The organism is Streptomyces sp. NPDC058620 (assembly GCF_042717135.1).
Classification (GTDB): domain Bacteria; phylum Actinomycetota; class Actinomycetes; order Streptomycetales; family Streptomycetaceae; genus Streptomyces.
In genome coordinates, this window is sequence record NZ_JBHXQO010000003.1 from 239,205 (window position 1) to 262,380 (window position 23,176).

The window sequence follows — 23,176 nt, forward strand, 5'->3', positions numbered from 1 at the left end:
GACCCAGTGCGACCGGTCCTGCAGCGGTCATGACGTCACCTGTTCCCGCCGATCGTCTCCCGTGCGGCACGCAGGGACTCCTTCAGCGACCCCATGGTGGCGAGGACGGCGGTCGGCTCGTAACCGCAGTGCGCCATGCAGTTGGCACAGCGCGGGTCCTTGCCCCGTCCGTACTTGTCCCAGTCGGTGTCGTCCACGAGCTCCCGGTACGTCGGTACGTACCCGTCGCTCATCAGGTAGCAGGGCCGCTGCCAGCCGAAGAGCGAGTAGTTGGGGATCGCCCACGCCGTACACGGGAAGTCGGCCCTGCCCTCCAGGAAGTCCAGGAAGAGCGGCGAGTGGTTGAGGCGCCAGCGGGCCCTGTTGCCACCCGCGAACGCCTTCTTGAAGAGCTCCCGGGTCTGCTCGACACCCAGGAAGTGCTCCTGGTCGGGGGCCTTCTCGTAGGCGTAGGCGGGCGAGATCATCATCTCGTCGACCTTGAGGTCGTCATTGAGGAAGTTGAGTACCTCGATGATGGTCTGCGGGGTGTCGGTGTTGAAGAAGGTCGAGTTGGTGGTGACCCGGAAGCCGCGGCGCTTGGCTTCCTTCATCGCCGCCACCGCCTCGTCGAAGACCCCTTCCTTGGCAACGGATTCGTCGTGCCGCTCGCGCAGCCCGTCGATGTGCACCGCGAACGCGAAGTACGGCGACGGCGTGAACTTGTCGAGCTTCTTACGCATCAGCATCGCGTTGGTGCAGAGGAAGACGTACTTCTTCCTCGCCACCAACTGACGCACGATCTCGTCGATCTGAGGGTGCATCAGCGGTTCGCCACCGGCGATGGACACCATCGGCGCACCTGATTCGAGCACCGCGCCGACGGCCTGGGCCACGGGCATGCGCTGCTTGAGCACACCTGCCGGATGCTGGATCTTCCCGCAGCCCTCGCACGCCAGATTGCAGGCGAACAGGGGCTCCAGCTCAACAATCAGCGGGAATTTCTTCCGCTTTCGGAGCTTTTGTTCGATGAGATACGTCGCAACCTTGATGGACTGACGGAGCGGCATGGCCATCTGGGCTCACCTCCTGGGGAGCAGCAAAGATCGGTGCCATTCATGGAAAGCCGGCAGGACAGCACGAAGAACACGGAAAGCCGATATTCCACCGCGAACTGTGCCGATACGGACGAGCTCGTGCTCCGGAGCGTCCACGACCACCCGTACGGCCGCAACCGGGCGTGGCCCCTCGCGCAGGGCGGTACGCAGCGTGGCGGCGGACTCCATGTCCACCGCGATGGCTCCCGTGGCCCTCAGCCGGGCCCTCTCGGGTCCGCGTACGACATGGTCGGACCCGGTCAGCGGACCGGTGTGGACGGTACGGCCGGGCACCGCCCTGGACAGGGCGTCGACGAGGACGTCCGTGCCCGTGCAGGCCGACCGGCCGCCGGTGTCCCGGGTCTCCTCGGCCACCACCAGGTCGCCGGGGTGCATCCCCGGGGCCAGGCCCGCGCAGAAGCCGGAGGCGATGACCGCGGCGCCGGTGGCCCGCTCCAGCCCGAGGGCCCGCCCGACGGCCGCCTCCGCGGCCTTCGGACCCATTCCGGTCCTGATGACGGTCACCGGGCCGGAGGACCCGCCGCCCCTGCCGCTGCGCAGCGCGAGGTGCTCGATGGAGAGCGCGCAGGCGATCAGGAGCGGGCTCGCGGGGCGGGGCGGCCCCTGCGTATGGCCCATCAGGCCCCCTTACGGACGGGGACGCGGTCGGCGAACGGGTCGCCGTGCACATACCTGCCGAGCGCGGTGAGCGGGAAGACCTGCCGGTAGAGGTGGTAGTTGATGGAGAAGTCCCAGGGGAATCCGGTCCCGGTGAAGTACGGCTCGTCCCAGGAGCCGTCCGGCTGCTGGGCCTCCGCCAGCCAGGTCACGCCCCGCTCCACGGCCCTGCCGTCACGCTCCCCCGCGGCGAGGAGCGCGAGGAGCGCCCAGGCCGTCTGGGACGCGGTCGAGGAGCCGTGCCCGATCCACTTCTCCTCCTGGTAGGAGCGCAGGTCCTCCCCCCAGCCGCCGTCGTCGTTCTGGACGGACTCCAGCCAGCTCACGGCGCGCCGGACGGCGGGGTGGTGTGCGGGGAGCCCCGCGGCGATCAGCGCGGGCACCACCGACCCGGTGCCGTAGATGTAGTTGACGCCCCAGCGCCCGAACCAGGCGCCGCTCGCCTCCTGTTCGGCGAGCAGCCACTCGATTCCCCGCCGGGTGCCGGGGTGGTGGGACATGCCTTCGACGGCCAGCATCTCCACGACGTGGCCGGTGACGTCGGCGGACGGCGGGTCGATGACCTCGCCGAAGTCGCAGAACGGAAGCCGGTTGGGAAACGGGCTGGTGTTGTCCGCGTCGAAGGCCCCCCAGGCCCCGTTGCGCGACTGCATCCCCAGGTTCCAGCGCACGCCCCGCTCGATGGCGCCTTCGACGCGCGCGGGGTCGGGATGGCGGACCCGGCGGAGCGCGAGGACGACCTCGGCGGTGTCGTCGATATCGGGGTAGTTGTCGTTGTGGAACTCGAACGCCCAGCCGCCCGGGGCCAGTTCGGGCTTGCGCACCGACCAGTCGCCGGGCCTGACGATCTCCTCGCCGAGCATCCAGTCGGCGGCTTTCACGAGGGCCGGGTGGTCGGGGCGGAGCCCGGCGTCGGCAAGAGCGATGGTCGCGAGGCAGGTGTCCCAGACCGGGGACTGACACGCCTCGATCATGCGGGCGCCGTCCTCGCGCCGGACGACGAACCGGTCGAGCGAAGCGAGTCCGGCCCGCATGACCGGGTGGTCGAGGTCGAAGCCGAGCAGGTGCAGGGCGATCACGGAGTAGACGGCGGGCGGCTGGATTCCGCCCCAGCAGCCGTCGTTCTCCTGGCGCTCGATGATCCACCGGGCCGCCGCGTTCATGGCGATGCGCCGCAGCTTGCGCGGTGCGACCTTGTGATACAGGTGCATCGCCTTGTCGAGCCGTTGGAAGACTCCGTCCCAACTCACCGTCGGAGCACGCGGTTTGGGAGGGTTGGGGCAGTCCGGGTCGGTGTGCAGCTCGTCCAGGGCGAAGGGGGCGGGGCGTACCGGGCGCTTGGCCGAGACGATGGTGAGCGGAACGATGGTCTGCCGGGCCCAGCAGCCGAAGTCATAGATGTTGAGCGGAACCCACTTGGGGAAGAACATCAACTCGGGTGGCAGTTCCGGCAGATCGTCCCACTTCCACCAGCCGAAGAGGGCGAGCCAGATCCTGGTGAAGACGCGGGCGCCGGCGATGCCGCCCTGTTCCCGGACCCAGCCGGCCGCCCGGGCCATGTGCGGGTCCTCCGGCCGGTCTCCGGCCAGCCGCAGTGCCACGTACGCCTCGATGGTGGCGGAGAGGTCGCCGGGCCCTTCGTAGAAGGTCGCCCAGGTGCCGTCGCCGAGCTGTTCGCCCCGGATGAAGCGGGCGGTGGCCTCGACCGTGGCGGGGTCCTGAATCCCGAGGAACTGCCGCAGCAGCAGGTCCTCGGCGTCCATGGTGACGTTGGTGGCGAGGTCGCCCTTCCACCAGCCCTGCTCGTCCTGCCTGCCGAGGAGGTGCTCCACCGAGCGTTCCGCGGCCCGCCGCGCGGCGGCGAGAACGTCGTCCGCGGCGATGGTTGTGTCGGTCGGTTCGCTGGCCGAGGCTGCGCGGAGGTTCGCGGCTCCGGTGCTTCCGTCGGTCGTCGCTGTCATGGCTTCCCCTTCGTGCAGTTGGTCCTCTGCTGTGCTGGGGTCTCCGTCGGCCGGCCCCCGGTCCGGGCGCCGGCCGGCGACTGCGAGTCATATGGAGCGAATGGTCATCATCTCTTTCGTACGACTACGAAGTCGGCGAGCGCGGTGAGCTGCGCCCGCACCTGCGCGGGCATGTCGACACCGTGCAGTGCCTCGATGGCGACCGCGTGCTGCCGACGGGCTTCCTGGGCGGTCCACTCCCGGCCGCCCGCCTCCTCGATGAGCGCCGCGCGGGCGGCGAACTCCTCTTCGGAGAAGCTGTCGAAGTCGGTGCTCTTCGCGTCGGCGGCGAGCAGCTCGCCGAGTCGCTCCGAGGCCGGTCCGCCCGCGGCGAGCGCGGCCACGACCGGCAGGGACTTCTTGCGCTGGCGCAGATCGCTCCACGTCTGCTTGCCGGTCGCCTCCGGGTCGCCCCAGATGCCGAGCAGGTCGTCGACGGCCTGGAAGGCCAGGCCGAGGTGGTAGCCGTACGCCTCCAGCGTGTCGGCGGTCCGGTCGTCGGCCCCGCCGAGGACGGCGCCGATGGAGACGGCGCAGGCGAGCAGGGCACCCGTCTTGTTGCCCTCCATCTCCAGGCACTCCTCGACGGTGACCCGCTCGCGGTGCTCGTAGGAGATGTCCTGGGCCTGGCCGTCGATCAGCTTGCGGGAGGCCGTGGTCAGCCGGCGGGCCGCCCGGCCCGCCTCGACGGTGCCGAGCTCCAGCAGGATCTCGTTGGCCAGCGCGAACAGCGCGTCGCCGACGAGGATCGCCTGGGCCGGGCCGTGCACCTTCCACACGGTGTCCCGGTGGCGGCGCTGCTCGTCACCGTCCATCAGGTCGTCGTGCAGCAGCGAGAAGTTGTGCACGAGCTCGACGGCCACGGCACCGGGCAGACCGGTCTCGGCCGGGGCACCCGCCGCCTCGGCGGACAGCAGGGCGAGCGCGGGGCGCACCGCCTTGCCTCCGTCACCGTCGGCGGGGCGGCCCTGGGCGTCGATCCAGCCGAAGTGGTAGGCGGCGACGGTGTCCATGGGCGGCGCGAGCCGGTCCACGGCAGCCCGCAGCACCGGCGCTGACATGGCCCGTCCCCGCTCCAGAAGCGCGGTGACGTCCGCGGTGTCGATAGCCGGATTCGCCGGGGTCACTGACTCTCCTCTTGTTCCGGTGGCACTGCTCATGCCGCCTCCTGCAGCGGGTGTTCATGGGGGCGGCCGAGAGCGCCGAGGGCGGCGTCCGCAGCGCTGAAACCGCTGCGCACCGCGCCCTCCATCGTCGCGGGCCAGCCGGTTGCGGTCCATGCGCCGGCCAGGTGGAGGCCGGGTGCGCTGGTACGGGTGCCCGGCCGGAGCCGGCCGACGCCGGGGGTGGGAGCGAACGTCGCGGTGCGTTCCCGGGTGACGAAGAAGTCGCGGACGCCTGCCCCGCGGGCGGCCGGAAGAAGCCGCTCCAGCTCGGGCAGATAGCGCCTGCGCAGCTCGGCGACGGGCAGGTCGATCTCGTCCTGGGCCGCCGACTGGGACACCGCGAGGTACTGCCCGCCTCCCTGGAGTCCGGAGGATTCGGTGCGGTCGAACACCCATTGCACCGGCGATCCGAGTGCGGCGAAGAAGGGCCTGCGCAGCACCTTGCGGTCGTAGATCACGTGCACGTTCAGAATGGGCGCGGTGCCGATGTCGAGCAGCCGGTCCGGGTCGTGCAGCGCGCCCTCGGGCAGCAGGCCGTGGGTCTCGCCCTGGGGGACGGCGAGGACGACGGTCTCCGCCTCGATCCGCTCGCTGTCCGTCTCGACGGCCCAGCGGCCGTCCTCGGTACGGGCCAGGGACTCGACCCGTGTCCGCAGCTCCGTGCGCACACCGGCGGAGTCGAGCGCCTTGCGGGCCAGGGTGTCGTGGAGCTCGCCGAGCGGCACGGCCGCCCAGCCGATGTCGGCGGCGCCGGGCTCGGAGAGCAGCCCCGTCTTGAAGACCATGGCGGCCAGCGCCATGGAGGCGTTCTCGGCGGTGGCGTTGAGCGTGGCCACGCCGACGAGGTCCCACAGGGCCTCGATGGTGCGGGGCGACTGCCCGTGCCGGCCGAGCCAGGTCCCGAAGTCGATGCCGTCGAGTGCCGGGTCGGCCGGGTCGAGACGGCCGAGCGCGAGTGCGGCCCGCCCGACGCTCGCCTTCTCGGCCAGCGAGAGGTGCGGGTAGGCGGCGAGTCCCGCCGCCAGGTGCAGGGGTACGGGGAGGCCGTTACGGCGCAGCCTGCCGAGGCGCGGCCCCGCGGCGCGCCCCACGTCCAGAACGGGTACGTCGAGGCGGTCCTGGAGCGGGGCGAGACGGGCACCGCCGATCCGGTCGAGGAACCACCGGTAGCCCGTGCAGCAGCGCAGGTAGACGTGCTGGCCGTTGTCGACGCTGAGCTCTCCGCGGCGGAAGGAGAAGGCGAGTCCGCCGAGCCGGGGCCGTCCTTCGAGCAGGGTCACACCGACGCCGGCGTCCGCGAGGCGCAGGGCCGTCGTGATGCCGGCGAGGCCGCCGCCGACGACCACCGCACGCGATGAGCGCAGGCTCTCGTCGCTCATGCGTCCCCCTCTCGCCGGTTCTCCGCCACCCAGATCGTCGCAGTCAGGGACGCGACAGGCCACTGGAAGGTTGCCCGCGGTCCGACACCGGGGGCCGTTTCCGCTTCGCGGCACCACGGGGTGCGGCCGGTGGAAGGCATCAGGCCCGTCCCCTCGCTGTGAGGCGCGAGATGTGGCGCGCGTCGAGGCCGGACAGGCCGCGCACCGCCACGTACGCCTTCTCGTGTCCCGGCAGCGAGACCCGGCCGCGCAGCACGGCCTCGGGGTCGCGCTCGATCCTGTCGAGGAGCCGGCGGTAGATCCCGGCCATCGCGGCCACGCACGCCCCGCTGCGGCGGTCGAGCATCGGCAGCAGCCGGTACCCCTCGGCGAACAGGGCGCGGGCGCGCCGTACTTCGAAGTGCACCAGGCCGGCGAAGTCGGAGCCGGGCGGCGGGGTGGCCCGTTGGAATCCGGCGGAGCAGCCGAATTTGGCCAGGTCATCGGCGGGCAGGTACGTGCGGCCGTTGGCGGCGTCCTCGCGGACGTCGCGCAGGATGTTGGTGAGCTGGAGGGCGAGGCCGAGGGTGTCGGCGTACCCGGCGGCGCGGTCGGCGCCGGATGTGCCCGGTTCCGTACCGAAAACGCCCAGGCTGAGACGGCCGATGGCACCCGCGACACACCGGCAGTACGTCTTGAGGTCGTCCCAGGTCTCGTACGTCGCGCCGCGCACGTCCATCAGCACGCCGTCGATGAGCTCGTCGAGCCCACCGAGGGGCAGGGGGAAGCGCCGGGCGGCATCGGCGAGCGCGACGGCGACCGGGTCGGTGTCGTCCTCGTCGACCGCACCGCCCCTGATCCGGTCGAGCAGTTCCCGGGTGCTCTCCAGCCGGGTCCGCTTGATCTCCGGGGCCAGCTCACCGTCGCCGATGTCGTCGACCCGACGGGAGAAGGCGTACAGCGCCGACATGGCCTGGCGCTTCTCGTACGGCAGCAGCCTGATGCCGTAGGCGAAGTTACGGGCCTGCTGTCCGGTGACGGCCTCGCAGTAACTGTATGCGGCCTGTACCGGTGCCGACATGTACGTCGTCTGTCCCTCCACGGTCGGGCTCACCCCTCTCTACGCGCTCTTCGCAAGACAACTCCCACTTCGCGCAGCAAGCTGGGCGTGGTGGCTTTGGGCGGTCCGGGCAGCACGTCGAACCCGGCGGCCCCGATCGCGGTGAGGGCGGCGCGCCCTCCGGCGACGAATCCGGCGAGCAGCAGCTTGAGTCTGCCGTCGACGCTACCCACGAGTGGGGTGCCTTCATTCAACAGATCACGAGCGCGTTCGGCCTCGTACGCGACGAGGCTGCGCACCGATGCGCCCCCGGACGGTGCGGCCAGGTCGGATTCGCCGACGTGGAAACGGGCCATGTCCTCGGCCGGCAGGTAGATCCGGTCGCGTCCCAGGTCCTCGGCGACGTCCTGGAGGTGCTCGACGATCTGCAGGGCCGTGCAGACGTCGTCGGAGCGGCGGATGCGCTCGGGGCTTGCGGTGCCGGTGATCTGGAGGACCAGCCGGCCGACGGGGTTGGCGGAGAGCTCGCAGTAGGCGAGCAGTTCTCCGTACGTCCCGTAGCGGCGGACCCTCTGGTCCTGCCGGTTGGCCTCGACGAGCCCGAGGAAGGGCTCCGGGGTGAGCGCGCAGTGGCGCACGGTGGGGCGCAGTGCGCGCAGCAGGGGGTGGTGCGGGCCGTCACCGGTGGTGGTGAAGACACGGTGCAGGTCGGCTTCGAGGGCGTCGAGCATGGCCAGCCGGTCGTCGGTCTGCGCCGGCTCGAGGCCCAGGTGGCGGGCGTCGGTGCCGCCGGGGGCGAGGTCGCCGTCACCGATGTCGTCGACGAGGCGGGCGAATCCGTAGACGGCCATCAGATCGTCGCGCCAGGCCCGGGGCAGAAAGAACGGGGCCACGGGGAAGTTCTCGTCCGCGGCCTTGCCGAGCGTGCCGGTCGCCGCCGCGTCGGGACGTGCCTGATGGGTACGGGTCACTGCGTACCGCCCGGCGCGGGGACGGCGAGACCACGTCGGAGCTGGAGATTTTCCGTCATTGCCGTCACATCTCCCGTTCTACACTGCTGACCCAAAACATCCCTTTTCGGACACGCCGCTCGCTCTCCCCAGTGCGGGGGAGCCGCAGGGCCGCCAGCCCTGGGCCGTATCGCCCCACTTGCCACGAATCAGCACCGGTACAGCTTACGTTGTACAGCTCACACGGCCCCGGCGGGGTGTTCCGCGCGTTACAAGAATGCTGCGATCCCAGCCAACCCTCCCCTGCGCCAGGGCAATTGACGTCATCCGGCGGGAGGAGACCGGCCCCGGGCCGTACCGCGCTCCGCGCACCGGCCCCACGCACCGCTGTGGCCTCCGCCCGGGCGTGCTCGGGCGGAGGCCACAGGAACGGCGAACGACTACTTGCTCGTCTCCCGCTCGTACGCCTTCAGTACCTCTTCGGTGGGTCCGTCCATCAGGAGTTCGCCCTTCTCCAGCCACAGCACGCGGTCGCAGGTGTCCCTGATCGACTTGTTGTTGTGGCTGACGAGGAAGACGGTGCCCGCCTCCTTGCGCAGTTCGCGGATCCGCTCCTCGGAACGGATGCGGAACTTGCGGTCACCGGTGGCCAGCGCCTCGTCGATCATGAGGACATCGTGGTTCTTGGCGGCGGCGATCGAGAAGCGCAGCCGGGCGGCCATACCGGAGGAGTACGTCCGCATCGGCAGCGTGATGAAGTCGCCCTTCTCGTTGATCCCGGAGAACTCGACGATCTCGTCGTAGCGCGAGCGGATCTCCTCGCGGCTCATCCCCATGGCCAGACCACCGAGGACGACGTTGCGCTCACCGGTCAGATCGCTCATCAGCGCCGCGTTCACGCCGAGCAGCGAGGGCTGGCCGTCGGTGTAGACCTTGCCGTGCTCCGTCGGAAGGAGTCCTGCGATGGCCCGGAGCAGCGTCGACTTGCCGGAACCGTTGGTGCCGATGAGGCCGATGGCCTCGCCCCGGTAGGCGGTGAAGGTGACACCGCGTACGGCGTGGACCTTGCGGACGCCGCGCGACTCGCCCTTGCCGCGGCGCACCATCCGGCTCAGTGCCGCGGTGGCGCTGCCCTTGCCCCCGGCCGCACCGTTGACGCGGTACACGATGTGCACGTCGTCGGCGATGACGGTGGGGATCTTCCCCTGGATCTTGTCCTCAGCCACGGCCGTACCGTTCCTCTGCCTTCCAGAAGTACACGAAGCCCGCGACGCCCACGAAGAGCGCCCAGGCGAGCCCGACGGCCCAGACGTGCTGCGGCAGGTTCTCGGAGCCGTAACCGTCGATGAGCGCGAAGCGCACCAGGTCCATGTAGATGGCCGCCGGGTTGTACTGGAGCACGTCGGCGATCCACTGCGGCTTGTCCGCGAGCATCACCGGGATGGAGAACATGACACCCGACGCGTACATCCACGTCCGCATCACGAACGGCATCAGCTGGGCCAGGTCGGGCGTCTTGCTGCCCAGTCTGGCCATGGCGAGCGCCAGACCCGTGTTGAAGAAGAACTGCAGGAACAGCGCGGGCAGGACCAGCAGCCAGGAGAGCGTCGGATAGCTGCCGAAGCCCACGGCCACGGCGACCAGCACGATCATCGAGAACATCAGCTGCTGGAGCTGCTGGAGCGAGAAGGAGATGGGCAGGGAGGCGCGCGGGAAGTGCAGCGCCCGGACCAGCCCGAGGTTGCCCGAGATGGAGCGGACTCCCGCCATGACCGAGCTCTGCGTGAAGGTGAACACGAAGACGCCGGTTACCAGGAACGGGATGAAGACCTCCTGGCTCATCCCCTTCCTGGTCCCCAGGATCAGCCCGAAGATCAAGTAGTAGACGAGGGCGTTCAGCAGCGGTGTCGCCACCTGCCACAGCTGGCCGAGCTTGGCCTGGCTGTACTGCGCCGTCAGCTTCGCCCTGGAGAACGCCATGATGAAGTGGCGCCGGCCCCAGAGCTGCCGGATGTACTGGGTAAGCCCCGGCCGGGCGCCGCTCACCGTCAGGCCGTACTTGTCGGCCACCTGGGCCGCGCTGAGGCCCTCGTCGGCGGACGGCTGGGCGCTCAACGCGACCGAGCCGTCATGGGTTGTGTCACTCACAAGTTGAAACTCTCGTCTTCAAGATGCGCAGCCAGTCGCGGGCGCGGCTCAGGCGGACAGGTCCCGGAAAAGAAAAAGTACGCCTCATGCTCTCAGAGGCGAGCTTCTCAGATCACGGGAGGGCGGCCCAGTCTGGTCAGCCGCCACACCGTACGCCACTTCATCGGACGCCGAGGTCCGCAGGGCTTTGCCCAGCCTTCCCGGAAACCGCCGAACCATGCCTTGAGTGCGGGACCGGACGGCCTGCGGACGAGGGTCAGCAGCAGCCAGACACCGACGTAGACGGGAACCAGGGGCGCGGGAAGGTTGCGGCGTGCCAGCCAGACCCTGTTGCGGGCAACCATACGGTGATATACGGCGTGCCGCGAAGGAGCGGTGGTCGGATGGTTGAGCACCATGTCCGCGCGGTAGTCGATCATCCAGCCGGCATTCAGGGCCCGCCAGGCCAGATCGGTCTCCTCGTGGGCGTAGAAGAAGTCGTCCGGCAGCCCGCCGACCTCGGCGAGGACCTGTGTGCGTACGGCGTTGGCGCCACCGAGGAAGGTCGTCACCCGGGACGAGCGCATCGGATCGGACGCGCGGAGCCGGGGCACGTGCCGGCGCTGGGTGACTCCGGTGTCCGGGTCGGCGATCCGGAAGGTGACGATGCCCAGCTTGTCGTCCGCGGCGAACGCCTGCCGGCAGAGCTCGGCCGTGTCGGTGTTCGGGAGGAGGCCGTCGTCGTCGAGGAACAGCAGGGCGTCGACGTCGGCGCCGGACGGGCCGAACGCCTCGATGCCGACATTGCGGCCGCCGGGGATGCCCAGGTTCTCCGGGAGTTCCACCGTCCGTACCCCTGCGGGCACGTCCGGGACGGGGGCTCCGTTGCCGACGACCACCACCTCGATCCGGTCGCCGTCCTGCTTGGCGACCGAATCGAGGAGGGCACGCAACTCGGCGGGCCGGTTCCCCATCGTGATGATGACTGCGCCGAGTTTCATGGGAAGGCTCACTTCAGCCTGCTGGACGCGAGCACGGACACCAGGTGGAGCAGTGTCTGCAGGAGCGCGATCCCGGCCAGGACCGCGACGCCCAGGCGCGTGAAGAACAGGTCGCCCCTGATGCTGTCCGCGATCGCCGCGGCCAGGATCAGCAGGGACGCCTCGACCCCGAGGACCAGCCGGTGGAACTTCAGCGCGGCGGCGGCCCTGCGGGCCAGCGCCATTCCGGAGGAGCGCGGCTCGGACGCGGATTCCTGCACCGGCGGCATCCCGCCCTGATGACGGGCGACGCCGACGAGGTCGGTCTCGGCCTTGATCAGGATCGCTCCGAGCGCGGCCAGGGTGCCCAGGAAGGCCCACAGCCAGTCGATCCGCCCCTCGCCCCACAGGTCGGCGGCGCGCAGACCGAAGCCGACCAGGACCGCGGCGTCGCACAGATAGGCGGCGACCCGGTCCAGGTAGACCCCGGCGAGCGAGTACTGCTTCTTCCAGCGGGCCACTTCGCCGTCGACGCAGTCGAGCAGCAGATAGAGCTGGACCATCAGCACGCCGAGCAGGGCGCCCGTGATGCCCGGGACGAGCAGCGCCGGAGCGGCGAGTGCGCCCGCGACGGTCATCACGTAGGTCAGCTGGTTGGGCGTGACCCTGGTGTTCACCAGATGCCGGTCGATGCGCAGGGAGACCTCGCGCATGTAGAGACGGCCGGCCCAGTGCTCGCCGCTGCGCCGGTCCTTCACACCCGGGGGGTGGACGACCGGTCGGAGCTCAGCTACCGATGGCTTTTGCATAGTCGGCGTATGCGTCCTTGATCTGGTCGGTGGAGAGGTTGAGGTGTTCCAGGATGGTGAAGCGTCCCGGCCGCGTCTGGGGGGCGTACTCGACGGCCTGCACGAACTCGTCGGCGCTGAAGCCGATCTCGTGCGGCAGTACGGGCAGCCCGTGCCTGCGCAGCACGTCGGCGAAGAGACCGGACTCCTCGACCGCCCCGCGCAGATGCATCGCGAAGGCGGCGCCGAGGCCGACCTGCTCGCCGTGGCTCGCCGCGCGCTTCGGGAACAGCAGGTCGAAGGCGTGGCTGATCTCGTGGCAGGCGCCCGACGAGGGGCGGGTGTCACCGCTGATCGACATCGCGATGCCGGAGAGGACGAGCCCTTCGGCGAGAACCGTGAGGAACTCGTCGTCGCCGACGCCACCGGGGTGGCGGAGCACGGCTTCGCCCGCGGTACGGGCCATGGCGGCGGCCAGTCCGTCGACCGCTTCGCCGGTGACCTGGCGCGAGAGCTCCCAGTCGGCGATCGCGGAGATGTTGGAGATCGCGTCGCCGATGCCGGACCGGACGAAGCGGGCCGGGGCCGCACGGATCACATCGAGGTCGATGACCATGGCGATGGGCGTGGGGACTCCGTAGGAGCCACGTCCGTTGTCGTTGTCCAGGGTGGACACCGGGGAACAGATGCCGTCGTGGGAGAGGTTCGTCGCGACGGCCACCATCGGCAGACCGACCCGGGCCGCGGCGTACTTCGTCACGTCGAGGATCTTGCCCCCGCCGAGGCCGACCACGGCGTCGTACCGCTTGCCCTTGATGCCGTCGGCGAGCTTCACCGCGGAGTCGATGGTGCCGTCCGACACCGAGTACCAGTCGGCGCCCGGAAGGAGGGGCGACAGCTTCTCCCGGAGCTTCTGTCCCGAGCCGTCGCTGACGGCGAAGGCGAGCTTGCCGGAGGAGGAGATCCGCTGGTCGGCGAGGAGGCCGGCGAGGTCTCCTATCGCCCCCCGGCTGATGTCGACGACGACCGGGGACGGAATGAGCCGGGTCAGTACTGGCACGCGATCTCCCGGCCCTTCGCGAGGTCCTCGTGGTTGTCGATCTCGACCCACGTCACTTCGCCGATGGGGGCCACGTCGACGGTGAAGCCGCGGTTCACGAGCTCCTGGTAGCCGTCCTCGTAGTAGAGGTCCGGGTCGCGCTCGAACGTGGTCTTCAGCGCGTCGGCGAGCTCCTCGGCGGCCTCGGGCTCGATCAGCGTGACACCGATGTACTCGCCGGTCGCGGTGGCCGGGTCCATCAGCTTGGTGATCCGGCGGACGCCCTTGTCGCCCTCCGTGATGACCTTCATCTCCTCGTCGGCGAGGTTCTTCACCGTGTCGAGGGCGAGGATGATCTTCTGGCCCTTGCCGCGGGCGTCCAGGAGGGTCTTCTCGACGGAGACCGGGTGCACGGTGTCGCCGTTGGCGAGGATGACGCCCTGCTTCAGGACCTCACGCGCGCACCACAGGGAGTAGGCGTTGTTCCACTCCTCGGCCTTGTCGTTGTCGATCAGGGTGAGCGTCACGCCGTACTTCGCCTCGAGTTCCGCCTTGCGTGCGTAGACGGCTTCCTTGCGGTAGCCGACCACGATCGCGACCTCGGTGAGTCCGACCTCGGCGAAGTTGGCGAGCGTGAGGTCGAGGACCGTCGTGTCACCGTCGACAGGGACGAGCGCCTTGGGCAGCGTGTCCGTGTAGGGGCGCAGACGTCGTCCTGCACCGGCTGCCAGTACGAGGCCGATCATGCGAGTTCTCCTTCGTCGTGTACGGCGGGGGCCGAGGAGGACACCCAGAAGCGGATGGACTCCACGAGCACCACCAGAGCCACGGCCACCGCGAGTGCGGTGAGAGCCGTGGTGAAACCTGAATGCTGAGTCAGTACGGCGGCGAACACGGCCACCACAACGGTCCGGCCCTCGTGTCCACCGATCGTCCGCACCAGCCACTGGGGCGGCGCGCCGGTGCCGCCGCGAATGCGGTACACCGTGTCGTAGTGATGGTAGGCGACGGCCGAGACCAGTCCGAAAGCCGCGGGAACGGCATGCGGGACGTCGCTGCGGGCCGCCAGCACGAGCACCGTGCAGTACTCCGCGGCCCTGAAGACCGGGGGTACGAGCCAGTCGAGAGCGCCCTTGAGCGGTCGCGCCACCGCGATGCCGGAGAGGACCGCGTAGAGCGCGGCCGCGGCCACGGTCAGAGGGCTTCCGTACGGCAGGAAGAGGGCCGCCGCGATGATCACCGCAGCGCCGGTGAGCGCGACCAGCGGGGCGGTGAAGCCTCCGGGCGGACGCGGGATCACGGCGGCGACGGCCCGGGCGAGCGGGCCGGAGTCCGCGAGGTCCGCGAGCGCCCGGGCGGCCCGGTCGGTGCGCCGCGCCTTGCGGGTCAGCGAGCGCAGCAGGCGGCCGGCGGTGGTGTAGCAGGCGGCCAGGGAGCAGCCGACGAGCAGGGCGTAGAAGACGATCCGGGGGCTGGTCACCGCGGTCAGCACGGCGATCATGGCCCAGCGCTCGCCGATCGGCAGCACTATCATCCGGCGCAGCCAGACCGTCCAGCCGACGCTGTCGAGCCGGTCGGAGAGGGCCGCCGTGGGGCTCGTGTTGGAGACCGCGTCGTGATTGGCCTCGTTGAACGAGAAGTCGACGATGTGGCGGCATGCCTGGAGCACCATCGCGCCGAGGGCGAGGACCCATACGTCGTCGCCGCCGCGGGCCGCTCCGAGTGCGAGGCCGGCGTAGTACGCGTACTCCTTGGCCCGGTCGAACGTGGCGTCCAGCCAGGCGCCCATCGTCGAGTACTGCAACGAGTAGCGGGCGAGCTGCCCGTCCGTGCAGTCCAGGACGAAGGAGAGGAGCAGCAGCACTCCGGCGGCGATGTAGCCGCCGCGGGTGCCCGTCGCCGCGCTGCCCGCCGCGATCAGCGCGGTGATCAGCGAGGCGGTGGTGACCTGGTTCGGGGTGAATCCGCGCCGCGCGCACCAGCGGGCGATGTAGCGGGAGTAGGGGCTGATGAAGAAGGTGGTGACGAAACCGTCGTGGGCCTTCACCGCACTGCGCAGCCGTACCGCCTCGTCGTCGACGGCGGCGACGGCTCCCTGGGCGGCGGCCCGTGCCTCGGGCCCGGTGGGGACGGCCGCGGTGAGCGAACCGAGTTCGGGGCGCTGCACCGGGGTGCCCTCGGTCTCCAGGGCCACCGCGAGACGGCCGGGCACCGTACGGTCCTCGGCGTCCGGGTCGGCGGGCGGGGGCCCGACGGGGCTGCCCGCGCCGACAGCGGCCACGGTCCTGTTCAGGGCGCGCACCAGTGCCGCCCGGGCCTCGGGCTGCGCGGTGAGCGCGCCGGGCACGGTGGCGGCGGCGAACCGGGGGTCGGTCAGTCCGAGCCGGAGGGCGTGGACGTGACCGACGAACCGGGGGTCGACCAGCGCGACGCGGCCGCCGGCGGGAACCGCGGCGAGCAGTTCGGCGGCCTCGGTGGCGTCGGTGGCGGCCCGTACGTCAAAGCCCAGTGACCGCAGATCGTCCTCGAGCGACGATCCGGGTACCGGCGCACCGGTGAGGATGGCGGTCGACAGACGAACTCACTCCTTGGCGCTGACGGAAACGGCGCGCGACTGTGCGGCCCGGAGGTGGGCCCGCGGCGCGTCGGCTGAGGCTATCGGATGAACGGAAGGCCGAGTTCACCGCCCGTTCAAGCCCCGTTCGGGACGGTCGGGCACTATCCGGCGCCGTTCGCGATCATCATCGTCGATCAACACCTCGGCCCACAAACCGCGGTGGGGGCAGCGCCTAGGCTGGCGCCCATGACGTGGTTGATTACGGGCGGAGCGGGTTACATCGGGGCGCATGTGGCGAAGGCCATGGCCTCGGCCGGGGAACGGGTCGTCGTGCTCGACGACATCTCCACGGGCATGCCGGGGCGGCTGCCCGCGGACATCCCGCTGGTGCGGGGCTCGGCCTCGGACCGCGCACTGCTCGACCGGGTGCTCGCCGGGCACGCGGTGACCGGTGTGGTGCATCTCGCGGCGAAGAAGCAGGTCGGCGAATCCGTGGAGCGGCCGCTGCTCTACTACCGGGAGAACGTGACGGGGCTGACCGTACTGCTCGAAGCCGTCGTCGCCGCCGGGGTGCGGCGCTTCCTCTTCTCCTCTTCCGCCGCCGTCTACGGCGTGCCCGATGTGGATCTCATCACCGAGGACACCCCGTGCGCCCCCATCAATCCGTACGGTGAGACGAAGCTCGCCGGCGAATGGCTGGTGCGCGCGACGGGCCGGGCGCACTCCCTGTCCACCGCCTGCCTGCGCTACTTCAACGTGGCGGGCACGGCAGAGCCCGGGCTGGTGGACACCGGCGTCTTCAACGTCGTCCCGATGTTCTTCGACCGGCTCACGCGCGGAGAGGCCCCCCGGATCTTCGGCGACGACTATCCGACGCCGGACGGCACCTGTGTCCGGGACTACATCCACGTCGCCGACCTCGCCGACGCGCACCTCGCGGTCGCCCGGAAGCTCGGCGAGGGGACGGGCGCCGGGGATCTCACGGTGAACGTGGGCCGGGGCGAAGGCGTCTCGGTGCGCGAGCTGGCCGACATGGTGGGCGAGGTCACCGGCCGTCCGGTGGAACCCGTCGTCGAGCCGCGCCGGGCCGGTGACGCGGCCAGGGCCGTCGCCTCGGCCGCCCGGATGTCGGACGAACTGGGTTGGAGCGCCCGTCGCGGGGTGCGCGAGATGGTGGAGTCGGCCTGGGAGGGCTGGTGCCTGCGCCACCCGGAGGCACGCGTCATCTGACCGTACGCATGCCCGTGCACGTGACTCGCTCCGCGCACCGTACGCGACACCACAACGCTCTGACCTGCGAACGTTTCCGCAGGTCAGAGCATATGACAACGGTGTTCAGTGCCGTGTTGCCCGATACCCCCCACCCGTAGTTGACTGGCTTCCATCGGGCGGACCACGCCCATGTCGTTCCACCGGACCGGAGGGGTTTTCATGGGGGCTGGCCACGACCACGGGCACACGCACGGCGGGCCGCCCCCCTCGGGTACGGCGGCCGCCGCGTACAAGGGACGACTGCGGATCGCCCTCGGGATCACGCTCGGCGTCATGGTCCTGGAGATCATCGGCGGTGTGCTCTCCGACTCGCTGGCCCTGATCGCGGACGCCGCCCACATGGCGACCGACGCGCTGGGGCTCGGCATGGCCCTGCTCGCCATCCACTTCGCCAACCGGCCGGCCGGACTCAACCGGACCTTCGGCTTCGCCCGCGCCGAGATCCTTGCCGCGCTGGCCAACTGTCTGCTGCTGCTCGGCGTCGGCGGCTATCTGGTCTTCGAGGCGGTCGACCGCTTCATCACGCCGGCCGAGACCAAGGGCGGACTCGCCATCGCCTTCGCCGCCGTGGGCATGGTCGCCAACCTGGTCTCCCTGTCCCTCCTGATGCGCGGGCAGAAGGACAGCCTCAATGTGCGGGGCGCCTATCTGGAGGTGCTGGCGGACACGCTCGGCTCCGTCACCGTCCTGGTGGCGGCGGGCATCATCATGGCCACCGGCTGGCAGGCCGCCGACCCGATCGCCTCGCTGGTGATCGGCCTCATGATCGTTCCCCGTACGGTCAAACTGCTGCGGGAGACCCTGAACGTGCTGCTGGAGGCGGCCCCCAAGGGCGTCGACATGGGCGAGGTCCGGGCGCACATCACGGCGCTGCCGGGGGTGCTGGACGTCCACGATCTGCACGCCTGGACGATCACTTCGGGAATGCCGGTCCTCTCCGCACATGTCGTGGTCAGCCAGGAGGTGCTGGACTCGATAGGGCACGAGAAGCTGCTCCACGAGCTCCAGGGCTGCCTCGGCGACCACTTCGACGTGGAGCACTGCACCTTCCAGCTGGAACCGGCGGGGCATGCCGAGCACGAGGCGAAACTCTGCCTCTGAAGCCGTGGACGGCCGGTGACGCGGCGGGCGTCCAGTGCTAGGGTTCCCCGAGTTCTGCGGGTCTTCCCGTGGTGCGACACCCTGTACGGATGAGGAGTTGAGGTTGATGACGGTCACGGCGACTGCTGCCCGGCGCAGCACGCGGTCCTTCCTCATCCACAGGGTTCTCGGCTAGCTTCCGACTCACCGTCGCCGCGTTGGCCGGAGCCCTCGTACACAAGGGTTTCCCACGTTGACCGACCACTCCGACGCCGCCGTACGTCACGAGGCGTTCTTCTCCCTGCACCACCACCTTCCCCGGCAGAGCCCAGGCTCCGATGCCACCACCCGGCGGCTGCTCGCTCTCGCGGGTCCGCAGCCGGCCCGTCCGCGCGTCCTCGACCTGGGCTGCGGCCCCGGCCGGGCCGCTCTGCTGCTCGCGGCGGAGGCGGGCGCCGAGGTGACGGCCGTCGATCTGCACGAGCCGTTCCTCGACGAACTGCGCGAGGCCGCCGAGTCCCGGGGGCTCGGCGACCGTATCCGTACGGTCAGGGCCGACATGGCCGACCTCACCGGTCCCGACTTCCCGGACGGATCGTTCGATCTGATCTGGGCCGAGGGTTCCGCGTACATCATCGGTTTCGACACCGCGCTGCGTGACTGGCAGCGGCTGCTCGCCCCGGGCGGCTCGCTGGTGATCACCGAATGCGTCTGGACGACGGACGCCCCCACCGACGAGGCCCGCGCCTTCTGGGAGCGGCACGGTTCACTGCGTCCGGTGGCCGCGAACACGGCGGCGGCCGTCGCTGCCGGGTGCCACGTGCTCGGGGTGCTGGTGCAGCCCGACAGCGACTGGGACGAGTACTACGTCCCGCTCGCCGAGCACGTGGCCGCCGCCGATCCCTCGGCTCCCGGTATGGAATGGGCGCTCGCGTCCACCCGTGAGGAGCTGGCCATGCGGCGCGAGCACGGCGCGGAGTACGGCTATGCCGGCTATGTGCTGCGCCCGGCCGATCCGCGTTGGCCGGCCCGGCCGGAGACGGAAGCGGACCGGGCCGCCGTGCACGCCGTGAACGCGGCGGCGTTCCCGACGCCCGACGAGGCCCGTCTCGTCGACGCGCTGCGGGACGACCCCGAGGCGTGGCTGCCGGGCCTGTCGTACGTCGCGGAGGCGCCGGACGGTTCCGTGGCCGCGTACGCCCTGCTGACCCGGTGCCGGGTCGGGGGCGCCCCGGCGCTCGCGCTGGCCCCGGTGGCCACCGCCCCCGCGCACCAGCGGCAGGGCGCGGGCCGGGCGGTGGTGCGGGCGGCGCTGGACGCGGCCCGGCTGCGGGGCGAGCCACTGGTTCTGGTTCTCGGTCATCCGGAGTACTACCCGGCGTTCGGCTTCGTGCCCGCGTCGCGGTTCGGTATCCGGCCCGGCTTCGAGGTGCCCGACGAGGCGATGATGGCCCTGGTCCTCGACGATTCCCTGCCGGTGCCGACGGGCATGATCCAGTACCCGGCGGCCTTCGGAGTCTGAGCCTCGCGTTCCGCTTCCGGCCGGGTCCGGGCCCCCCGCCGCGCCGCGACGGCGCGGCGGGGGGACATGCCCGGAGCCGAAGTACTGACAAGCGGCTTTTGTGCGGCAGACTTGACCGGACTCCAGGGGCCCGGCGCACGGGGCCGGGGACCAATGCGAAGGATGGGTATGCCGACCACACCAGCCACCGCGGCGCACAGTTCGTCGAATGGCACTGCAGAAGCGATCATGCTCGAACTGGTCGACGAGAGCGGCACCACCATCGGCACCGCGGAGAAGCTCGCTGCCCATCAGGCGCCCGGTCAGCTGCACCGGGCGTTCTCCGTGTTCCTCTTCGACGAGCAGGGCCGGCTCCTGCTCCAGCGCCGCGCACTCGGCAAGTACCACTCCCCCGGCGTCTGGTCGAACACCTGCTGCGGCCACCCCTATCCGGGCGAGGCGCCCTTCGCCGCCGCCGCCCGGCGTACGTTCGAGGAGCTGGGGATCTCTCCCTCGCTGCTCGCCGCGGCGGGCACGGTCCGCTACAACCACCCGGACCCGGCATCGGGCCTGGTGGAGCAGGAGTTCAACCATCTCTTCGTGGGCATGGCCCAGGAGCAGCTGAAGCCGGATGCGGAGGAGGTCGGCGAGACGGCCTTCGTGACCGCGCGGGAGCTGGCCGAGCGTCATGCCCAGGCACCGTTCTCGGCGTGGTTCATGACCGTGCTGGACGCCGCGCGGCCGGCGATCAGAGAGCTGACGGGGCCGTCCGCGGGCTGGTGACGCCGCGGTCGTACGGGGCGGTCAGAGCTGCGTCTTCAACGGCAGCGCCGCCCAGATGATCTTCCCGCCGCTCGCGGTGTGCTCCACGTCGCAGGTGCCTCCCGCCTCCGCGGTGACCTCCCGGACCAGCAGCAGACCCCGGCCGCCCGTCTGGGCGTAGTCGGTCTCCAGGGCGGTGGGGCGGTACGGATGGTTGTCCTCGACCGAGACTCTGATCCAGTCGGCGCCGATGGCCACCTCGACCGCGAGCTCGGGCGAGAGCAGGACCGCGTGCTTCACCGCGTTGGTGACCAGTTCCGAGACGATCAGCAGCAGGCCCTGGAGGATGTCGTCCTCGACGGGCACACCTTGGCGGTTCACCAGATCCCGGACGGCGTGCCGCGCCCGGGGCACCGAGACGTCCACCGCGGGGGCGGTGAAACGCCACACCCCCTCGTACGACACGGTATGGGCCGGGACACTCCCGAGGCTCTCCATAATCGGGTACCCGCTCTCGACTCGCACATCACTGACCGTCGAGTAAAGAGTGTTGGGAACCGCCTGGTCCGCTCCCTACCACTGATCACAAATAGTCACTTATCGACGACATTTGATCAGAGTGAGTATGACAGCGTCAGTTGTTGGACCGCTTCTGGTGGCCTTCTGATGCCTTGCCCGTGGCAGGCTCGTCGAGCTTTTTCTCCGACGCCCTCTGGTCCGAGACCATACCGACGATGTGCCGACCGCCGAGGCCGAACGCGATCAGGCCGAGACCGTCGAACAGCAGCGCGAGCGAGAAGAAGCAGCCCAGCACGTAGAGGCTGCTGTGCGGCCAGTCGAAGAGCACCAGCAGACCGAGCAGCAGACCGAACGCGCCCTGCAGCAGCGTCCAGCCGAACTGCGGGCCGCGTACGACGACGCTGCCCACCAGACGGAAGACGCCACCGGTGAGGAAGAGCAGCGCGGCGAACATGGTCAGGGCCTCGGCGGTGCCCTCCGGGTGACGGATCACCACGACTCCGGCGGCGATGTTCAGCGCGGCGACCACCACACCGAGCCAGAAGAAGCCGGTGCCCCTGGACTGGATCGCGTGGAGCAGTCCGACGAGGCCCCCGATCAGCAGCAGCCAGCCGAAGAGGAGCATCGAGGTCAGGGTGGCCACGCCCGTGTAGACGAGACCCACCAGACCCGCGATGACGAGCAGAACGCCGAGCAGGACCAGCCGGCTGAAACTGCGGCTGAGCTTCTTGCCCTCGGCTGCGGGACCGGCCATCGACAGCTCCTCACCGTGCGTGTCGGCTTCGCGACCCCTTCTTGATCATAGGTTCGAACGGTCCGGATAGCATCCGGCGCATGGACCGTACGGATCAGCCCGGGCTGATGCACACCGTGGTGGACGGCATAGCCACCGTCGTCATCAGCAACCCCGCCAAGCGCAATGCCATGACGGCGCGGATGTGGCAGGCGCTGCCCGCCCTGCTGGAGCGACTGGCCGCCGACCGCACGGTGCGCGCGCTCGTACTGACGGGGGCGGGTGACACCTTCTGCGCGGGCGCTGACATCTCCTCGCTCCGGTCCTCCCTCCAGGAACCGGACGGCAGCCCGCAGACCCTCGCGGTGCGGGCCGAGGAGGCGCTGGCCGCCTTCCCCCGGCCGACGCTCGCCGCCGTACGCGGCTTCTGCGTGGGGGGCGGCAGCCAGCTGGCGGCCGCCTGTGATCTGCGGTTCGCCGAGGAGGGAGCCTCCTTCGGGATCACCCCGGCCAAGCTCGGCATCGTCTATCCCTCGTCGTCCACCCGGCGCCTGGTCGATCTGGTGGGACCGGCCACGGCGAAGTTCCTGCTGTTCTCGGGCGAGCTGATCGGTACGGACCGGGCGCTGCGCACCGGGCTGGTCGACGAGGTGCTGCCGTCCGGGGAGCTGGACAAGCGGGTCGATGCCTTCGTACGCGTCCTCGCTTCCCGTTCGCAGCTGACGCAGGCGGCGGCGAAGGAATTCGCCTCGGGGCGCGAGGACCGGGACCCGTACTGGGCGGATCAGGCGCGCCGCAGCGGCGACACCGCGGAGGGGGTCGCCGCCTTCCTGGAGCGGCGCGCGCCCGTCTTCACCTGGACGACGGGGCCCGTGGACGGCGCGACTACCGGGGGATGAAGCGGTTCCTCGTGCGGAACTCCTCGACCAGGGCCGCCGGGGCCTTGGCCGGCGATCCGCAGTCGTAGGGCGGCTGCGGGTCGTACTCCGTCAGGAGCTGCACCGCCTGGGCGTGCTCGTCGCCCGCGATCCGGCCGAGTAGCGTCAGGCCCATGTCGATGCCGGACGAGACACCCGCGGCCGTCACGTACTTGCCGTCGGTGACGACGCGTTCGCCGGTCGGCTCGACGCCGTAAGCCTTCAGGCTGTCGAGGGCGAGCCAGTGCGAGGTGGCACGGCGGCCGGTCAGCAGTCCGGCCGCCGCCAGCAGGAGCGAACCGCTGCACACGGAGGTCGTCCAGGTGCTCGTGGCGTCGGCCGAGCGCAGCCAGCCGAGCAGCGCCTCGTTCTCCATCTGGTCGCTCTGGCCGGGGCCGCCCGGCACGATCACCACGTCCGGTGACGGCACGTCGGCGAGCGTCCGGTCGGCGACGAGCGAGAGGCTTCCGCTGTCGTTGCGGACGGGTCCGGTCCGCTCGCCGACGAAGACGGTCTCGGCACCAGGGGTCCGGCTCAGCATTTCGTACGGGCCTACGGCGTCCAGTGCGGTGAAACGGTCGAAGAGCACGAGGGCGATCTGCACGATGACTCC

22 protein-coding genes are annotated in these 23,176 nt (G+C 70.5%); 5 read left to right on the top strand and 17 right to left on the bottom strand.

What is annotated here, in order from left to right; all coding sequences use genetic code 11:
- Window positions 1-35 precede the first annotated feature (35 nt).
- The 14 genes from hpnH to ACFWSK_RS05935 form a co-directional block, all read right to left on the bottom strand.
- Window positions 36-1,055, bottom strand: coding sequence for an adenosyl-hopene transferase HpnH (hpnH, locus tag ACFWSK_RS05870; protein ID WP_383782406.1), 1,020 nt, complete (start codon window positions 1,053-1,055; stop codon window positions 36-38).
- Window positions 1,056-1,061: 6 nt separating this feature from the next.
- Window positions 1,062-1,715 (bottom strand): 1-hydroxy-2-methyl-2-butenyl 4-diphosphate reductase, encoded by a 654-nt coding sequence (locus tag ACFWSK_RS05875; RefSeq protein ID WP_383782408.1) that lies wholly within the window; start codon window positions 1,713-1,715, stop codon window positions 1,062-1,064.
- The gene (gene shc, locus ACFWSK_RS05880; protein ID WP_383782410.1) at window positions 1,715-3,715 is read right to left on the bottom strand and encodes a squalene--hopene cyclase; all 2,001 of its coding nucleotides are present in this window, start codon (window positions 3,713-3,715) and stop codon (window positions 1,715-1,717) included. The genes ACFWSK_RS05875 and shc overlap by 1 nt, the downstream gene beginning before the upstream one ends.
- 107 nt (window positions 3,716-3,822) lie before the next feature.
- The gene (locus tag ACFWSK_RS05885) at window positions 3,823-4,914 is read right to left on the bottom strand and encodes a polyprenyl synthetase family protein (protein ID WP_383782412.1); all 1,092 of its coding nucleotides are present in this window, start codon (window positions 4,912-4,914) and stop codon (window positions 3,823-3,825) included.
- Window positions 4,911-6,299: a hydroxysqualene dehydroxylase HpnE gene (gene hpnE / locus ACFWSK_RS05890; RefSeq protein WP_383782414.1), complete on the bottom strand. Its 1,389-nt coding sequence runs from the start codon at window positions 6,297-6,299 to the stop codon at window positions 4,911-4,913. Before hpnE ends, ACFWSK_RS05885 begins: the two co-directional genes overlap by 4 nt.
- Window positions 6,300-6,438: 139 nt before the next feature.
- Window positions 6,439-7,359, bottom strand: coding sequence for a presqualene diphosphate synthase HpnD (gene hpnD, locus ACFWSK_RS05895; RefSeq protein ID WP_383782417.1), 921 nt, complete (start codon window positions 7,357-7,359; stop codon window positions 6,439-6,441).
- A gap of 29 nt (window positions 7,360-7,388) precedes the next feature.
- Window positions 7,389-8,309: a squalene synthase HpnC gene (gene hpnC / locus ACFWSK_RS05900; RefSeq protein ID WP_383782419.1), complete on the bottom strand. Its 921-nt coding sequence runs from the start codon at window positions 8,307-8,309 to the stop codon at window positions 7,389-7,391.
- A gap of 419 nt (window positions 8,310-8,728) precedes the next feature.
- The gene (locus ACFWSK_RS05905; protein ID WP_383782421.1) at window positions 8,729-9,514 is read right to left on the bottom strand and encodes an ABC transporter ATP-binding protein; all 786 of its coding nucleotides are present in this window, start codon (window positions 9,512-9,514) and stop codon (window positions 8,729-8,731) included.
- The gene (locus ACFWSK_RS05910; protein ID WP_383782424.1) at window positions 9,507-10,436 is read right to left on the bottom strand and encodes an ABC transporter permease; all 930 of its coding nucleotides are present in this window, start codon (window positions 10,434-10,436) and stop codon (window positions 9,507-9,509) included. The genes ACFWSK_RS05905 and ACFWSK_RS05910 overlap by 8 nt, the downstream gene beginning before the upstream one ends.
- Before the next feature lie 107 nt (window positions 10,437-10,543).
- Window positions 10,544-11,416, bottom strand: a complete 873-nt coding sequence (locus ACFWSK_RS05915; protein ID WP_383782426.1) for a glycosyltransferase family 2 protein — start codon at window positions 11,414-11,416, stop codon at window positions 10,544-10,546.
- Between the two features lie 8 nt (window positions 11,417-11,424).
- A complete protein-coding gene (locus ACFWSK_RS05920; protein ID WP_383782428.1) occupies window positions 11,425-12,204 on the bottom strand; it encodes a CDP-alcohol phosphatidyltransferase family protein in 780 nt (259 codons plus the stop codon).
- Window positions 12,182-13,243: an iron-containing alcohol dehydrogenase family protein gene (locus ACFWSK_RS05925; RefSeq protein WP_383782430.1), complete on the bottom strand. Its 1,062-nt coding sequence runs from the start codon at window positions 13,241-13,243 to the stop codon at window positions 12,182-12,184. The genes ACFWSK_RS05920 and ACFWSK_RS05925 overlap by 23 nt, the downstream gene beginning before the upstream one ends.
- Window positions 13,231-13,968, bottom strand: coding sequence for a phosphocholine cytidylyltransferase family protein (locus ACFWSK_RS05930; protein WP_362838958.1), 738 nt, complete (start codon window positions 13,966-13,968; stop codon window positions 13,231-13,233). Before ACFWSK_RS05930 ends, ACFWSK_RS05925 begins: the two co-directional genes overlap by 13 nt.
- On the bottom strand, window positions 13,965-15,647 hold the full coding sequence (locus ACFWSK_RS05935; RefSeq protein WP_383782611.1) for a DUF5941 domain-containing protein: 1,683 nt from the start codon (window positions 15,645-15,647) through the stop codon (window positions 13,965-13,967). The genes ACFWSK_RS05930 and ACFWSK_RS05935 overlap by 4 nt, the downstream gene beginning before the upstream one ends.
- 378 nt (window positions 15,648-16,025) lie before the next feature.
- Between ACFWSK_RS05935 and galE the strand changes: the two genes are divergently transcribed.
- The 4 genes from galE (at window position 16,026) to idi (ending at window position 20,415) form a co-directional block, all read left to right on the top strand.
- A complete protein-coding gene (galE, locus tag ACFWSK_RS05940) occupies window positions 16,026-17,009 on the top strand; it encodes a UDP-glucose 4-epimerase GalE (protein WP_383782432.1) in 984 nt (327 codons plus the stop codon).
- 201 nt (window positions 17,010-17,210) lie between these two features.
- Window positions 17,211-18,152 carry a cation diffusion facilitator family transporter gene (locus tag ACFWSK_RS05945; protein WP_383782434.1) on the top strand — a complete coding sequence of 314 codons (942 nt, stop codon included), beginning with the start codon at window positions 17,211-17,213 and terminating at the stop codon, window positions 18,150-18,152.
- A gap of 232 nt (window positions 18,153-18,384) precedes the next feature.
- Complete coding sequence (locus ACFWSK_RS05950) at window positions 18,385-19,653, top strand: GNAT family N-acetyltransferase (protein ID WP_383782436.1); 1,269 nt, start codon at window positions 18,385-18,387, stop codon at window positions 19,651-19,653.
- Window positions 19,654-19,821: 168 nt separating this feature from the next.
- On the top strand, window positions 19,822-20,415 hold the full coding sequence (idi, locus tag ACFWSK_RS05955; protein ID WP_383782439.1) for an isopentenyl-diphosphate Delta-isomerase: 594 nt from the start codon (window positions 19,822-19,824) through the stop codon (window positions 20,413-20,415).
- Between the two features lie 21 nt (window positions 20,416-20,436).
- On the opposite strand, the gene ACFWSK_RS05960 is transcribed toward idi, so the two are convergent.
- Both ACFWSK_RS05960 and ACFWSK_RS05965 read right to left on the bottom strand, forming a co-directional pair.
- The gene (locus ACFWSK_RS05960) at window positions 20,437-20,892 is read right to left on the bottom strand and encodes an ATP-binding protein (RefSeq protein WP_383782441.1); all 456 of its coding nucleotides are present in this window, start codon (window positions 20,890-20,892) and stop codon (window positions 20,437-20,439) included.
- A gap of 136 nt (window positions 20,893-21,028) precedes the next feature.
- Window positions 21,029-21,667, bottom strand: a complete 639-nt coding sequence (locus ACFWSK_RS05965) for an HdeD family acid-resistance protein (RefSeq protein ID WP_383782443.1) — start codon at window positions 21,665-21,667, stop codon at window positions 21,029-21,031.
- Between the two features lie 80 nt (window positions 21,668-21,747).
- Here ACFWSK_RS05965 and ACFWSK_RS05970 point away from each other — a divergent pair, with 80 nt between their 5' ends.
- Window positions 21,748-22,545: an enoyl-CoA hydratase/isomerase family protein gene (locus ACFWSK_RS05970; RefSeq protein WP_383782445.1), complete on the top strand. Its 798-nt coding sequence runs from the start codon at window positions 21,748-21,750 to the stop codon at window positions 22,543-22,545.
- Here ACFWSK_RS05970 and ACFWSK_RS05975 read toward each other — a convergent pair.
- A complete protein-coding gene (locus ACFWSK_RS05975; RefSeq protein WP_383782447.1) occupies window positions 22,532-23,167 on the bottom strand; it encodes a DJ-1/PfpI family protein in 636 nt (211 codons plus the stop codon). The genes ACFWSK_RS05970 and ACFWSK_RS05975 overlap by 14 nt on opposite strands.
- Window positions 23,168-23,176 lie beyond the last annotated feature (9 nt).